The organism is Komagataeibacter xylinus (genome assembly GCF_004302915.1).
Taxonomy (GTDB): Bacteria; Pseudomonadota; Alphaproteobacteria; order Acetobacterales; family Acetobacteraceae; genus Komagataeibacter; species Komagataeibacter xylinus_C.
Window position 1 is genome coordinate 1 of record NZ_QQBI01000051.1, and the last position, 14,375, is coordinate 14,375.

The window sequence follows — 14,375 nt, forward strand, 5'->3', positions numbered from 1 at the left end:
TCTTAAATCGTTCATGCTTCATAGCTGAACCAGGCCAGAAGTATTCAGCAAGGCGTCAGTCGCCGGGAGCTTACGCTCGGCGAGCAGAAGCTCTCCGATTACGCCATCACGACTGTCGCGCAGGATGGCTTCCACGAAACAAACTTTCAGGGTGCTGCCGACATAAAGAACCCCAAACCGCTCAGGTGGCGGCAGATCCCTAGGATCGCTGAACCGGCTCTCGTTCTTGCCGAAACCCAGAGTGTCCGAAAACCGCCGCAACAGGATGCGCCCATAGCGGGTACCGGCTGGTACTGTTGTCACAACGAGGTCAGCTTGGTCGAAGTTGCTGGGGGGTAGGCTTGCGGACGACATTTACGCGAAGGTGCCCTCGGCGATACTGGCCGCGACCGAGAGGACGCGTTTATCTTCTCCTTTCTCCAAGGCCGCGATTGCAGTCCGTCCTTCGAGTTCAGGGTGCTTTTGGGTGAGGAACCGGTAAATGGTCCACGGACTGTCGCCAAGCGCGGTAAACAGGTTCGGGATGATAGCGAACGGACGACCGTCGCGATCGAGTTGCCAGGCCGGGTAACGATAACCGCGTGTCGGGCCTTCGAGGCCGATCAGTTGGCGAGCGTGCCGACGGGCATTCACCGTGACACGGGTTGTTCCCATGCGCCGCGCCAGTTCTTCCGCCGTCACCATATCCTCATGGGCAAGAATGCTGGCGGCCAGCGCCTCGCCACGCGCCTTCGCGCGCGCCAGACCGCTACCGGACGTGCGCTCCGCCGCCTGTGTGCCTGCAATGTCCTGATTCTCTGGAGGATGCACAATCCGGACTGTACCTTCGGGCGTGACTTCGACTGAAAAGCGGACGCCACGTCCTGTTTTCCGGGTCTCCGCCAGCGCGTGGCCGAGATTTTCGATTACAGAGCGTGCTGTTCCCACCTGTCTGGCGACAGATGTCAGCGCAGTGCGTCCGACAGGAATGGAAACGGGTTGCACGCCGCGTGCGCTGAGAACCACAGCGCCGCTACGCGTTTTCGCCGCAAGACGGCGCGATTTTGTGGTGAAAGAGGATGCAGTTGCTCGGGGCATGGCGTATCTCCTGCCGTTATCCTCCTCATTTTCGATAAATCTGTCAAGTCCGATAAGTTCGTAAAGGTATGGCGTTTAACGTCATGCTTTCATGACCTGTTAGCAGCCTGTCAGTTGTCCAGAATTTCCAGGGCTGGAAGGTTCTTCACAATCTTCATGGTTTCCAGGCTGATCGTGATGACACGCAGGAACAGGTCCAGCGGATAGCGGGGGTCGTTCATGGTTTCGATGGCCCAGTTATTGGCATCATTGACGATACCGCTGGCCTTGTCGGTCTTCACGCATTGACGTTCTACGACCCAGTCGAGGGCAGGCTTGCCGTTCACCACGTAGTCGTAGGCTTCCAGAGGGATACCTGTGATAGTGATGCGGTCATTGTAATGCAGGATGGTTTTGTTCTTGCCCTTGCCGTATTTCATCTGTGTCACCCGATAGTTGTCAGGTGACAGTGATCCTTTGCCGTAGTCAATCTCCACGCCTTCATAGATGGGCTGGCTATCAAAATTTACGTGCATTTCGCCCAACCTGCGACCAGCATCCGAGAAGGCTTTGAAGGCTTCATATGTCTTCATGCGGGGAATGCGGGGCAGTTCCTTTCGCAAGGTATCTGCGTAGCGTTCCCGGTATTCGGGCGAATGCAGAAGGCCATAGACATAATAGAACAAGTCTGCCTTGCTGATTTCCTTGCCCGGATAGACATTCTGAAAGTGCTTTAATCCCTCATCGGTGATGGCTTCGCGTCGTACAAGACGTGGTTGAGAAGGTGTTTGTTCAAAGAAATTTCCTTGTATATCGGTAATCCCCCCATAAAAAGAGTGGCTTTTGAATGAGAATTTTCTCAGCGTAAGAATTGAGGAGATTCTGATGAAGAGTGATCGCTTTACTGACGCACAGATCATGGGTGTGATCCGCCAGGCTGAGGGCGGTGTTTCGGTTCCTGACCTGTGCCGGGAGCATGGGATCAGCAACGCCACGTTTTACCGGTGGCGCGCGAAATATGGCGGCATGGATGCTTCGATGATCAGTCAGATGAAGGCTCTGGAAGAGGAGAACCGTCGGCTGAAGCGCATGTATGCGGATTTGAGCATGCAGACGGATATCCTGAAGGAAGCCCTTGGAAAAAAATGAAGCGGCCAGCCCAGCGCCGGGAACTGGCCGCACAGGCTGTGGCGCATCATGGGGTCAGCATTGCGCTGGCCTGTCGGATTTTTGGGATATCCGAGACCTGCTTTCGCTATCGTCCGCGACTGGCAGCGGAGAACGACAGGATTGCCGATCTTCTTGTGGGACTGACCCAGGCTCACAGGAGATGGGGATTTGGTCTGTGTTTCCTGTATCTGCGCAATGTGCAGGGACAGCTCTGGAATCATAAGCGGGTTTATCGGATCTATCGGGAACTGGAACTCAACCTGCGGATTAAACCCCGCAGGCGTCTGGTTCGCGAAAAGCCTGAAAAGCTGTCGGTTCCGGCCCTTCCCAACAGGGTCTGGTCCATGGATTTTATGGCGGACAGGCTGATGGATGGACGTGCTTTTCGGCTCCTGAACATTCTGGATGACTTATGTGGACGGCCGGTTCGATGCAATGGATCACATTTGTTATCTCTCTGCGTTTCTCTAAATCTTGTTTTCTCGGTGGAATGCATCGCTGCTCGCAGGATGCGGGGATCCGGTCAGGTGCGCCCTTATGTCCGGCCTGTTTGTGCGACGTTTTTCGCTGGCCATTATGGGTGTGCGCTTGCGTGTCAGGCACCAATCTTGAAAACGTGCTCGATGGCACATGTCATCCAACGGTATCGCCTGAACTGTTCCTGAATTACAGTCTTCCCATCACGCTGGTCAGTGCATTCTGCCGGACCTACCGGGGCGAACCCCGGCATCCATCGTCTTGGCAGCGCATGTCAGATTACAGCGACATTGCGGCCGGCCGGACGATAGATCTCTTTGCGCGACAGGAGAGCCCAGACGATCCGGGCCAGTTTGTTGGCAAGTGCGACGGTTGCAAGACGTGTTGGGCGACGCTCCAGAAGCTTGCAAAGCCATGCCCCTGCGGCGCTTGTCCATTTCTGCGCGCGGAAGGACATGGATGTCGCCCCCAGAACGAGCAGCTTCCTTATTTCCCGGTTGCCCGTTTTCGTAATCCTGCCCAGCCGGACCTTTCCGCCGGACGAGTGCTGCCGCGGCACAAGTCCAAGCCAGGCCGCGAAGTGCCGCGCACTTTCGAAAGTGTCGATATCCGTGACAGATGCCACGATCAAGGACGCGGTCATCGGGCCGATGCCGGGTATTGTCAAAAGACGACGGGCATCTTCGTCCTGCCTGGCGTGCTCCTGGATTCGCCTTTCCAGGCATCCGATGCTTTCACTCAACTTTCCGTATTGTTCGAAGAGCAAAATGACGGTCTGTTTCATGACGTCGGGCAAATCGGGTGATGTCTCGATTTTCGCCAGAAGATCGGGCAGGCGACTGTTTCCCAACGGCACGATCAAGCCGAATTCCGCTGCAAGCGCGCGCAACGCATTGACCAGCATCGTCTGCTGTTTGACCAATAGTGTGCGCGTTGAGTGTAACGAGAGCAGGCTTTGCTGTTCTTCGTTTTTGATCGGGACGAAGCGCGTGTCGGGATGGAGTGCCGCAAGACAAATGGCTGCGGCGTCAACAGCGTCGTTTTTCTTGCCACGTTTGACGAACGGCTTGACCATGTCCGGCGGAATAAGTTTCACGTCATGACCCGCATCGCGGATGACGCGCGCCCAATGATGCGATGTGCCGCAAGCTTCGAGCACGACCTGACACCGCTCGAGTTTCCCGAAGAATGAGGCAACCTCACTGCGCCCGAGCTTTCGCTTGAGAAGACATTTTCCATTTGCATCTGTGCCGTGCGCCTGAAAAACGGACTTGGCGATATCCAGGCCGATCATGGTAATTTTCATCCGGGCGGTCTCCTCTGAATGGTCATTCCGACCCCAGCATGGCACATTGATGCCGCATGGAGGCCGTCCACCCCATCTTCAATCGTGAAGGACTGGCGATCGAGGTTGATTTTTCCCTGCCAGCCTGTCGGGTTGTCCGCTGTCTGGAACAGGTTATGGAGTGGCGTGGCAGGCCAGAAGCCATCCGAATGGATAATGGCCCTGAATATGTCAGTCATACGTTGGTTTCATGGGCCGAAAAACAGGGGATTACCCTGATCTATACGCAACCGGGTAATCCGCAGCAGAACGCCTATATTGAACGCTACAACAGAACTGTCCGGCAGGAATGGCTGGAGCAGTATTTGTTTGAAAGCATTCAGGACGTGCAGGAGGTCGCAACACAATGGCTCTGGACATATAACCATGACAGACCCAACATGGGGAACAGCGGGCTAACCCCCGCCCAGAAACTAAAAACAGCTGCCTGAATTCTCATTCAATGCCCCACTAAAAATGGGGGGATTACCATATGATCGCGGTGCGGATTGGCCCGGATATGCGGATGGCTGTTGTTGCATCCCCAAAATACTTCAAGCAACACCCTTTGCCACAATCACCTCACGACCTGATGGAGCATAATTGCATTAATGTCCGGCTGCCGACTTACGGGGGTATTTTTCCGTGGGATCTGGAAAAGGACGGGCAGGACGTGAATGTGCGGGTTGAAGGCCAACTTGTATTCAACAATCTGGCCCTGCGGGTGAAATCCGCGCTTGATGGGCTGGGGATTGCCTATCTTCCTGAGGACACAGTGCTGCCGTATATCAAGTCAAAGAGGTTGGTGCGAGTTCTGGAAGACTGGTGCCCAACGTTTCCAGGCTATCACTTGTATTATCCGAGCCGGAAGCATGCACCAGCTTTATCTCTTCTGGTCGAGAAGCTCCGCTATTCTTCCGGCTAAATACAAGTATTCCCTCTCAATGGGTTTGTGGTACCGAACCCTACGAACGTAGGGCCCTGTCAGGAAAAGCAAGATTCATTCAGAAAGATTGCGCCATAGGTCGATATGCCCTTCGCGGGCATATTGGTCGATCAGCTTTAGCTCTTCGGAGCTAAAGGACAGATTTTTTAGGGCATCCAGTGAGTCGTCCAATTGCTGGACATTACGCGCACCAATGAGTGCCGATGTCACTCGGGCGTCACGCAGAATCCAGGCAATGGCCATTTGCGCGAGAGACTGCCCGCGTTTTTGGGCGATATTATTCAAAGAACGGACGTGCGCGATATTTTCTTCCGAGAGCATTGTCTTGGCAAAAGAATCGCCTACCGCTGCGCGTGAATTCTCGGGGGTGCCATTGAGGTACTTATTCGTCAAAAGTCCCTGCGCCAAAGGAGAAAAGGCGATACAACCCACACCAAGTTTCTCAAGTGTATCAAGGAGCTCGACTTCAACCCAGCGGTTGAGCATGGAATAAGATGGTTGGTGAATGAGTAGCGGCACACCTTCAGATTTCAGAATGGCCGCTGCCTGTTTTGTTCGCTCCGGTCCATAGGACGAAATACCGACATAGAGCGCCTTACCCTGCCGATGCATCTGCACCAGAGCCCCCATCGTTTCTTCCAGCGGCACATCCGGTGTCGGGCGATGCGAGTAGAAAATATCGACGTAATCAAGCTCCATTCTTTGAAGGCTTTGGTCGAGCGAAGCCAGCAGGTATTTGCGTGATCCACCATTTCCGTAAGGACCGGGCCACATATCCCACCCAGCTTTTGATGAAATGATCATTTCATCACGGTGAGCCGCAAAATCCTTTTTCAGGATCGTGCCAAAATTCTCCTCGGCAGAGCCATACGGCGGTCCATAGTTGTTGGCCAGATCGAAGTGAGTAACGCCGCGATCAAAAGCGCGCCTGATCACGGCGCGCCCCGTCTCAAATACGTCGACACCCCCAAAGTTGTGCCAAAGACCAAGGGAAATGGGCGGCAGGTCAAGGCCAGATCGGCCACAGCGACGGAAGGTCGCTGTTTCATAACGGGAGGGATCTGGTGTCCAGGTCATGGGGCTTTCCTTTTTACCCGTGTCGGGATGCGTTATGCTGGTTTCAGTCGAACCGGGATAATGGAGCATGGTTTAGATGTGGCAAGACGTGCCTGGCGAAGAGGTCGCATTCACTCTGATGTGGGTATCCTGACAGAATGAAGGCTTCCATCCCTAGATCCTGATAGACGCGTAGCTTGGCAAGAATCTGGTCAGGGGTGCCTACCAGGGCTGCGCCACACCCGGAGCGTGCTCGGCCAACGCCTGTCCATAGAATGTCTTCCACATAACCTTCGCTATCGGCACGATCCCGAAGCTCGCCTTGACGGAGAACGCCAGCAGTGATGGCATCCAACGAGCGGTTTCGGATGCTGGCTCCGGTAGAAGTATCCAGGTGGGAAACAAGTCGGGTCGCTGCTGTGCGGGCTTCGGCTTCGGTATCCCGGACGATGATATGGACACGGTAGCCGAATTTCAGCTTACGCCCGTGCCGTGCCGCACGGGCGCGCATGTCAGTGACAACGTTTCGAACCCCTTCTAGTGTATCAGGCCACATCAGATACACATCCGCTGCTGCCGCCGCTGTCTCACGCGCCGCATCGGAGAGGCCGCCAAAATAGAACAGAGGTGACTTCCCGCCATAGCCTTGCAGGCGAGGCGGAGCGACCGAGAATTTGTAGAACTCTCCGTCAGCGTTGACGGACTGACCGTTCAAGAGCGCTCGTAGAATGTGCATGTATTCGAGCGTACGTCTGTAGCGTGGCGCACTTTCCAGCGTTTCTCCAGGCAGATCAGACGAGATGATATTGATGTCAAGCCGACCTTCAGCCATCTGGTCGAGAGTGGCGATTTGTCTTGCTTGCTGAGGCGGCCAAACTTCTCCGCAGCGAATGGCTGTCAGAAGTTTCAGGCGTCGCAGTATGGGGGCCATGCCACCGGCGAAAGCGATCGTGTCCAATCCAAGACTATATCCAGACGGAAGCAGAATGCGGTCAAAGCCTCCTTTCTCAGCGCCGAGCACGATATTTCGGCAATGCTCCCATGAGGATTGGAGTGCTGCGTCTGGAACGCCGAGAAACTCGTAGTCATCATCACACAGGGCGGAAAACCAACTCACTTCACTCGATGGGTTTGGGTCCGGGGTGGCCTGCATTCAAGGAAATCCTTATTCACTAAAAATAATGTTATATGACAATTTACCACTTTTTGATAATGCTGTATATCGTGTATCATGATCGTAACAACAATTAAGTGTGGGATAATGCGCTTCATCCTCGTTGGTACCGGGCTCATGGCTCAGGAACATATCCGTAATCTGGCCCTTGTACCCGGAGCGCGCGTCGTTGCGCTTGTTGACCCTGAACCGTGTTCCATCACATGGGCCAGAGAAAGCCTGCGGAACAGTTTTGGTGAAAAAGCAGCTGATATTCCGGCTTATGCTGATGTACCGTCCATGCTGGCAACGACTGAAGCTGACGCGGTGATTGTGGCGTCCCCGAATTATACGCATCACGACGTAATTTTACCACTGCTTGAGACAGATCTCCATATTCTGTGTGAGAAACCACTCTGCACAACCATCCCCGATGCGACAGATATCGTGGCGCGGACAAAAGGTCGCAAAGGGATTTTCTGGGTTGGTATGGAGTATCGGTTCATGCCTCCCGTCTCACGGTTCATTTCGGATGTCCATGAGGGAAAAACCGGCATCTTGCGTCGGTTGGCGCTGCATGAGCATCGTTTCCCGTTTCTGAGGAAAGTGGGCGACTGGAATCGCTTCAACCATAACACAGGCGGGACAATGGTTGAGAAATGCTGTCATTTCTTTGACCTGATGACGTGCATTGTTCAAGCCAGCCCTGTCAGGGTTTTTTGTTCCGGGGCTGCGGACGTCAATCATCTGGACGAAAACTATGACGGGCAGGTGCCTGACATTATCGACAATAGTTATACGATCGTCGATTTCGATAACGGCGTGCGAGCCATGCTGGATTTGTGCATGTTTGCAGAAGGAGCCGAGGAGCAGGAGCAACTTGTTGCAATTGGTGATCGGGCAAAACTGGAAGTCGGTATCCCTTCCGGCATCAAGATTTTGTCACCGCGCGTTCCTGTCGGTGAGCCGAAAGCCGTCACGCGTGAGGTGATTGAAGTGCGCGAGGATGTGTTGGCCGCGGGCCACCACCATGGTGCTACCTACTATCAGCTACTTGCCTTTCTGGAGGCCGCCGCAGGACGTGCGCCAGTTCAGGTAACTGCTGAGGATGGTCTTCTGGCTGTAAAGATTGGCACTGCGGCTGAGATCAGTGCTCGGGAAAAGAGGGTGGTCAGGTTGTCGGAACTGGAAGGTTAAGTTCCGAAGTTTTTGGTTTGGATAACAACTGCCGGACTGGAGCAAAGAGGGCCAGAGACAACCACCCTAGAATGTAGGCAACTGCGCAATAACTGAAAACCGGAAGCAATGAATGGCTTGGGGCAGCGAAACGTCCCACAAGATGAAGCATAAGCGCCCCGCTGATGTTTCCGGCGAAAGCTCCAACTCCGGTTGCGCGACCTGTGATGCGGGCAGGCGCCCACTCCGTAATGAAGCCGAACAGGTTGGTGGCGAACGCCTGATGTGCGGCAAGTGTTAGCCCGCATATGATAACACCGAAAGTGAGGCTTGATGTCGTTAGAAGGAGAGGAAGTGGCAGCACGCAGAGTGCTGCAAGAGCCATGATGACTCGTCGGGATGTTTCGTGTGTCAGTCCGGCGCGCATCAGCAAAAAAGGTGCGTAACCGCCGAGAATGGAGCCTATGCCGGCCATTCCATATGCGATGGCCAGCGGAAAGCCCATGGACGACGGACCTAGTTCAAAGCGTCGGTGGAGCAGGTCTGGCAACCAGAACAGCAGAAACCACCAGACCGGGTCGGTCAGTAATTTTCCCAAAGCGAAGCCTGTGACAGAACGCCAGACGGGCAGTCCGGAGTGCGCTGTATCATGGTCTGGCGCAGTGGTCGTTTCGAATTGTCCTGGCAGGGCAAAACGGAACCACAAAACAGCACAGACCAGACCTGACGCGCCAACTGTGACAATGGTGCCCCGCCATCCTACCAGGGGAAACAGAAAGGCCACCATCAGTGGGGTCGCCATTGCTGCGAGGTTGGGTGCTGCGTTGAGTAGGCCGATGATGCGGCCCTGAGCATCGCGAGCGAACGTAGTTCTGATAGCTTTCATGCTGGCGGGGGTTCCGACACCTTCGAAGAACCCCAAGGCCACCCGAACAGCCACAAAGCCGGGTATGGTCCGGACGGCAGCGTGGAGGATGGTGGCGATGCTCCACCCTGTCAGCCCTGCACCAAGGGTCTTTTTTAACCCCAGGCGATCGACAAGCCAGCCGCTGGTCAGAAGACTGATCGCAATTGCGGCCTGAGACCAGGAAGAGATTGACGCGTAGTCGGTGGCTGTCCAGCCGAAAGTGCGATCGAGTTCCGGCTTGAGCAAAGCAATGATCTGGCGATCTGCGTAGGCGATGATACCGATCATGAACAGGAGAGACGGCATCAGAATGGACTGTCTTTTCAAGGTGGCTGTTTCCGTCTTTTTATCGGCCTTTTCTGCACTGGAGAGCCGTATATTCATCGGCTCAGAAATCCTTGTGTAGGGTGAAGCCACCATAACGACCGTAATCCCGTGGGAGCCAATTTGTGACGCCGCCAAGGCTCCCATAACTCATATAAGATGAGTAATGTGTGTTGATCGCGTTGCGCATGACCAGAGTGAGGCGGAGATGGTGTTTTGTGTCCTCAATGGTGGTACTCAAATTCCAGATTCCATAAGCCTTCTGAATGGTGTCGGGTGTTTCCGTCAGAGAATACTGGGTGCGACTCTGCCATGTATAATCGCTGTCAAGCGAGAGCGTGAAACGATCATTTAATGGCCGGGTGTAGTCCGCGTTCAGAACAAATTTCCACCGTGGCGCGAAAGGCAGAGGCTGGCCGTTCACATTGCAGGACAGCGGTGCACCTGCGGGGCAGTTGAAATGATCAACCGTCGCGTAAGTATAGGCGAAATTGCCACCGACAGTCAGATAACGGAAGGGGCGTGCAGTGATGTCGCCTTCCACACCCTTGCTTGAGACTGTTCCGGCGTTGATAAGGCGGGTAACGGTGGCCCCGGAAACAGTGTCGAGGAAATTGGCCTGATAGTTTGAAAAGTCCTCAATAAAAGCTGCAAAATTGGCGGTGATCCGGCGATGCAGGAATTGTGATTTCAGGCCGAGTTCGAAGCTGTTGTTCTGTTCTGGACGTAAAGCTTTTGCATCGGTGTTCTGCATATTGAAGAACACATTGTAGGCTGGCCCCTTATAGCCGTGGGAATAAGTAAAATAGGCATGAATGTCACGACTGATGTCATATTGCAGGCCGAGCCGGTCGACATATCCGTTATGAGCTGTGGAACCTTTGGACGCATAATCAGGGCGTATGCCGGTGACAGCTGCTGCGGACGTTGATGTTCGTGCGAAGCGATAATCGAGGTCGTCTCTCAGAAGGCGAAGACCGAGGATAGCCCGAAAATTCTTTGTGAAATTAAGGTTGCCCTCTGCGAAGGCTGCGTAGTTGTTTCCTGTTGTCCCGAAATGCGCATGACCGGAAGATGCCGGCTCACCATAAGGTTGCAGTGAGCGATCATACGTCTCTGAATCGGACGTATGAAGGAAGATAATACAGGCCTGCTACGTAATCGAAAAAATGGCCTTTCGGGGAGGCAATACGAACCTCCTGCGAAGCCTGCCAGAAATCAAGCCACCCATGATCTGCCAACTGTGGAAGGGAAGCATAGGCCTGCGAGAGTTGGTCGTAATCCTGATCCTGTGTGTTTTGCCAGCGTCGATACGCAGAAATGGAGGTCAGGGTATAACCGCCAAATTTCCGATCAAGTGTGATGGACGCGCCGCCGTTATGATCAATTGATTTGCTGAGGGTATTGTTGCTGACACGCGTATTATTGGAAGAAGGGTGAATGCCTTCTGATGTCAGAGCCTGAGCGAGAGCCGAATTTCCAGTCACAATCCCGGTTGGGTAGGTAACGTGGGAGGTAGAAGAAAATACCCCATTAGGCACAGCATCGTTGGAGTACATGTAATCCAGACCTAGTGTGACGCGTGTCTGACCGTCTGGTGTCCACGCAAACTTGGTTCTGGCACCACGATGCTGATAGCCGTTGACAGTTTCGCTGGTGCGGAGGTTACGGACGTTGCCGGTATAACCGCCGACCAGGAAAGAGGCATTAGCCGTCAGTTTTGACGGAACAAGTGTTCCTGATGCTCCTGCGCTCAGGCGGTATTCATCTCCCGAAAAGTAAGACGCATCTGCATGAGCATGAAAGGCTTCTGTCGGTGCTGAGATGACAATGTTAACTGCACCGGCTGAAGCATTCTTGCCGAACAATGTACCTTGTGGACCGCGCAGAACCTCAATGTGGTCAAGATCGAGAAGGTCCGCAGTTGCCTGCCCCGACCGCGCCAGAACAACACCATCCACCACGGTCGAGACGGAAGGTTCTACGCCCGGAGATGTGGAAATAGTACCTATTCCACGAACGAAAACAGTTCTATCTTTCGAAGATGCGCTGGTTCGAAAATTTGCCGACGGAATGAACTGGAAGATACCCTGAAGATCATGCACATTGTTCCGTGCGGCTTCTTTGGATGTGAAAACGGAGGTAGCAACAGGCACCTTCTGCAGGGGTTCGCTGCGACGTCGGACAGTGACTGTAATCTGCTCATCGCCTCTGGAAACTGCTGATTTTTCTGGATTTAGGCTTTTATCTGAAGAAGAAAGAGGCTTTATGGAGGCCTCATTTTCTGCTGCAAAAACCTGAGTAGTCGATAGGCTAAAACATACGACGCTCATCGCCAGTAAGAATTGGCATGAGTGCTGAGTATGGCGGCGAACGCATGAATCTAAACTGTCGGATAGATATTTCACTTTTAATGCCTGTTGTTTCAGGTGAAATATTTATATGCTCATAAAAACGCAGTCAATAGAATATTGCACATCATATGATAGTTGTTAGCGTGATTTTATCAATTCCACGAGTGTCTGCTTCATCAAGCACAGACGACGACCCAGGCCGAGGACGACTCACTTGCCGGAAACGTCCAGTGCGTTGCCCTGAACCCGCCGGAAAGCGTGTTTGACTTCGTTCAGGGCATCGCGTCGTTCGTCCGAACCAAGAGCAATCAGGGCAATGCGCTTCGACCAGGAAGGTAAGACCCGGCAGATCATGGAGCGTGTCTGAGACCAGAAGCGTAATTTCTGTCATGTCTCTAGCGAAAGCCCTGACGTGTTCGGGGCTTATTCTTTACGCAGAGGTTGTCCCGATGGCCGCCTATTTCACGTATTTCTCATATGTTCTTGACGTAGACACGAATGAAAACGTCAGCGCGCGCATGATCTCTATACCAACGAGTTGGAGGAGAGTGATGCCTTCCGGGCCAGCGAACTTGAACAACGGATTGAAGACGTCATCGCAGAAGTAGCGGAACCTTCTACTCCAGACCCCGCAACGCATTCTGCCAAAGTAATGCTAGAAGTTTATCAGGTGGTCAGGAGCTTTTCACTGGTCAACCGCATGACGATGCCATGCCGGAGCGCATGCAAGCCCTCGATTTCAACTTCAATGTCGCGAGCCTTGAGTTTGGATACGATCTTCTCGATCATAGCCACCGAGGTCACGTCCCAGAAATGGGCGTTGTTCAGCCTGATGACGACCCGGCGCGCATTGGTCCTGAAGTCGATCTGATCGTGAAGAAGGTCAGACGAAGCAAAGAAAACCTGTCCCTCAACCTCGTAGATATCCGTACCCTCTTCTCTGATCTTTTTGACGTGCATCAAATGCGTCACAGACCAGGCAAAGAACACACCACTGAGCAGAACACCGACAAGCACACCTAGAGCCAGATCCGAGGATGCGACAGTCACGGCAACGGTTACGACCATGACGAGGCTTGAGAGCTTTGGAAAACGCGCAAGATCACGCAGGGACGACCACGAGAATGTGCTGATTGAGACCATGCACATAATGGCGACAAGAGCAGCCATTGGAATGCGGGCGACATAAGTATGCAGCATGACCATCAGAAACAGCAGGAAAGCGCCGGCAGTAAAGGTCGACAGACGTCCTTGACCGCCGTACCGAAGATTGCCGACTGTCTGGCCTACCATACCGCACCCGGCGATGCCGCCGAACAGTCCTACAAACACATTCGAAACACCAAGACCTACGCATTCCATTCTGGGATCACCGTGCGTGTCGGTCTCATCATCCACGACACCTGCTGTCATGAGAGATTCAAGGAGACCCACAGATGCCATCGCAAGGGCATAGGGAAACACAATTTTCAGTGTGGCCAGATTGAATGGTACGTGGGGGATCGTAAAAGCAGGAAGGCCTGTCGGCAGCGTGCCCAGATCAGAGACAGTGTGCACCGGCATTGGATACCACATCGTGATGCCTGTCAGAACTACGATACAGATCAGGGGCGACGGTATCAGGTTTGATATCCGTGGCATGAGATAGATGATAGCAAGCCCAAGGGCAATCAGTGCATACGTGTGCCACGTCACATGAAGCATTTGTGGTAACTGTGCCGAAAAGATCAGGATCGCGAGAGCATTCACAAAGCCGGTGCGGACCTCAGCCGATACGAAGCGCATAATGACCTGAAAGCCAAGCGCACCGAAAATGATCTGTAGTCCGCCCGCCAGTAATGTCGCGACGAGAAGGTATTGAAGCCCGTAGCTATGCACGAGGGCCGCAGCTACGAGGGCCACGGAACCCGCCGCCCCTGAGATCATTCCCGGGCGGCCACCGGTGATGGAAATGGCGACGCTAATGACAAATGACGCGAAAAGGGAGACGGCGGGAGAGACGCCGGCAACGTAGGAGAAAGCAATGACCTCGGGAATGAGGGCGAAGGTGCCGACCATTCCGGCCAGCACCTCGCGCAGCGGGTTATAAGCCCACTGCGACCGATAAGTCGCAAAGTTCATGGCGTTTTTTCGAAACCTCTCTAGGTAGTAAGCACGCTCAATAAGGTGTCGTCGTATTGTGGCCCGACGCGGCAATGGTGCTTGCAGGGTAGTCAGGTCGTGAGGGCGATGCAACCCACCTTATGGTCGGGAACCTCTTGTGAAACACCCACATGAGGACAACCCGAGAAGACAGACCAGCCAACACAACGTTGACTGCTGCTGCGGCATTATCGTCTTGGGAGGACTGACTAGTCACCTGGAACTGAAATAAGCATCATTATATGATATTCCTGTCGCACTGACGGGAGCAGAACGATGGCGGGACGACA

General features: G+C 53.8%; 12 protein-coding genes and 2 pseudogenes. 4 read left to right on the forward strand and 10 right to left on the reverse strand.

Annotated elements, in window-relative coordinates:
- Nucleotides 1-18: 18 nt before the first annotated feature.
- The 3 genes from DV027_RS15945 to DV027_RS15955 all read right to left on the reverse strand — a co-directional run bounded on the left by DV027_RS15945 (nucleotide 19) and on the right by DV027_RS15955 (nucleotide 1,976).
- Complete coding sequence (locus tag DV027_RS15945; RefSeq protein WP_242621965.1) at nucleotides 19-354, reverse strand: hypothetical protein; 336 nt, start codon at nucleotides 352-354, stop codon at nucleotides 19-21.
- On the reverse strand, nucleotides 355-1,077 hold the full coding sequence (locus DV027_RS15950; protein WP_233066078.1) for a hypothetical protein: 723 nt from the start codon (nucleotides 1,075-1,077) through the stop codon (nucleotides 355-357).
- 110 nt (nucleotides 1,078-1,187) lie between these two features.
- On the reverse strand, nucleotides 1,188-1,976 hold the full coding sequence (locus DV027_RS15955) for a type ISP restriction/modification enzyme (protein ID WP_242621966.1): 789 nt from the start codon (nucleotides 1,974-1,976) through the stop codon (nucleotides 1,188-1,190).
- Here DV027_RS15955 and DV027_RS15960 point away from each other — a divergent pair.
- Nucleotides 1,942-2,891, forward strand: a pseudogene (locus DV027_RS15960) (transposase). The gene DV027_RS15955 and the pseudogene DV027_RS15960 overlap by 35 nt on opposite strands.
- 86 nt (nucleotides 2,892-2,977) lie before the next feature.
- Here DV027_RS15960 and DV027_RS15965 read toward each other — a convergent pair.
- On the reverse strand, nucleotides 2,978-4,009 hold the full coding sequence (locus tag DV027_RS15965) for an IS110 family RNA-guided transposase (RefSeq protein ID WP_130732868.1): 1,032 nt from the start codon (nucleotides 4,007-4,009) through the stop codon (nucleotides 2,978-2,980).
- Nucleotides 4,010-4,086: 77 nt separating this feature from the next.
- Between DV027_RS15965 and DV027_RS15970 the strand changes: the two are divergent.
- Together DV027_RS15970 and DV027_RS15975 are read left to right on the forward strand one after the other, a co-directional pair.
- A pseudogene (locus DV027_RS15970) lies at nucleotides 4,087-4,479 on the forward strand (integrase core domain-containing protein); the annotation flags it as partial.
- A 41-nt stretch (nucleotides 4,480-4,520) separates the two neighbouring features.
- Entirely contained in the window at nucleotides 4,521-4,952 is a 432-nt protein-coding gene (locus tag DV027_RS15975) for a LysR substrate-binding domain-containing protein (RefSeq protein WP_010516772.1), read from the forward strand.
- A 75-nt stretch (nucleotides 4,953-5,027) separates the two neighbouring features.
- On the opposite strand, the gene mgrA is transcribed toward DV027_RS15975, so the two are convergent.
- Both mgrA and DV027_RS15985 read right to left on the reverse strand, forming a co-directional pair.
- A complete protein-coding gene (gene mgrA / locus DV027_RS15980) occupies nucleotides 5,028-6,050 on the reverse strand; it encodes an L-glyceraldehyde 3-phosphate reductase (RefSeq protein WP_130732869.1) in 1,023 nt (340 codons plus the stop codon).
- Between the two features lie 43 nt (nucleotides 6,051-6,093).
- Nucleotides 6,094-7,182 carry an LLM class flavin-dependent oxidoreductase gene (locus tag DV027_RS15985; protein ID WP_010516776.1) on the reverse strand — a complete coding sequence of 363 codons (1,089 nt, stop codon included), beginning with the start codon at nucleotides 7,180-7,182 and terminating at the stop codon, nucleotides 6,094-6,096.
- A 78-nt stretch (nucleotides 7,183-7,260) separates the two neighbouring features.
- Between DV027_RS15985 and DV027_RS15990 the strand changes: the two genes are divergently transcribed.
- Nucleotides 7,261-8,379 (forward strand): Gfo/Idh/MocA family protein, encoded by a 1,119-nt coding sequence (locus tag DV027_RS15990; protein WP_207303524.1) that lies wholly within the window; start codon nucleotides 7,261-7,263, stop codon nucleotides 8,377-8,379.
- On the opposite strand, the gene DV027_RS15995 is transcribed toward DV027_RS15990, so the two are convergent.
- From DV027_RS15995 to DV027_RS16005, 4 genes are all read right to left on the reverse strand, one after another.
- Nucleotides 8,354-9,649 (reverse strand): MFS transporter, encoded by a 1,296-nt coding sequence (locus DV027_RS15995; RefSeq protein ID WP_010516780.1) that lies wholly within the window; start codon nucleotides 9,647-9,649, stop codon nucleotides 8,354-8,356. The two genes, DV027_RS15990 and DV027_RS15995, sit on opposite strands and share 26 nt — an antisense overlap.
- Before the next feature lie 4 nt (nucleotides 9,650-9,653).
- Entirely contained in the window at nucleotides 9,654-10,733 is a 1,080-nt protein-coding gene (locus tag DV027_RS17945) for a TonB-dependent receptor (RefSeq protein WP_342633715.1), read from the reverse strand.
- Nucleotides 10,696-11,997 (reverse strand): TonB-dependent receptor, encoded by a 1,302-nt coding sequence (locus DV027_RS17950; RefSeq protein WP_242621967.1) that lies wholly within the window; start codon nucleotides 11,995-11,997, stop codon nucleotides 10,696-10,698. Before DV027_RS17950 ends, DV027_RS17945 begins: the two co-directional genes overlap by 38 nt.
- Nucleotides 11,998-12,609: 612 nt before the next feature.
- On the reverse strand, nucleotides 12,610-14,064 hold the full coding sequence (locus tag DV027_RS16005) for a SulP family inorganic anion transporter (RefSeq protein WP_010516787.1): 1,455 nt from the start codon (nucleotides 14,062-14,064) through the stop codon (nucleotides 12,610-12,612).
- Between the last annotated feature and the right edge of the window lie 311 nt (nucleotides 14,065-14,375).

Coding starts and splice junctions, on each gene's coding strand:
- DV027_RS15945 (WP_242621965.1), bottom strand. CDS start 354: ATGTCGTCCGCAAGCCTACCCCCCAGCAACTTCGACCAAGCTGACCTC.
- DV027_RS15950 (WP_233066078.1), bottom strand. CDS start 1,077: ATGCCCCGAGCAACTGCATCCTCTTTCACCACAAAATCGCGCCGTCTT.
- DV027_RS15955 (WP_242621966.1), bottom strand. CDS start 1,976: ATGATCTGTGCGTCAGTAAAGCGATCACTCTTCATCAGAATCTCCTCA.
- DV027_RS15965 (WP_130732868.1), bottom strand. CDS start 4,009: ATGAAAATTACCATGATCGGCCTGGATATCGCCAAGTCCGTTTTTCAG.
- DV027_RS15975 (WP_010516772.1), top strand. CDS start 4,521: ATGATCGCGGTGCGGATTGGCCCGGATATGCGGATGGCTGTTGTTGCA.
- mgrA (WP_130732869.1), bottom strand. CDS start 6,050: ATGACCTGGACACCAGATCCCTCCCGTTATGAAACAGCGACCTTCCGT.
- DV027_RS15985 (WP_010516776.1), bottom strand. CDS start 7,182: ATGCAGGCCACCCCGGACCCAAACCCATCGAGTGAAGTGAGTTGGTTT.
- DV027_RS15990 (WP_207303524.1), top strand. CDS start 7,261: ATGATCGTAACAACAATTAAGTGTGGGATAATGCGCTTCATCCTCGTT.
- DV027_RS15995 (WP_010516780.1), bottom strand. CDS start 9,649: ATGAATATACGGCTCTCCAGTGCAGAAAAGGCCGATAAAAAGACGGAA.
- DV027_RS16005 (WP_010516787.1), bottom strand. CDS start 14,064: ATGAACTTTGCGACTTATCGGTCGCAGTGGGCTTATAACCCGCTGCGC.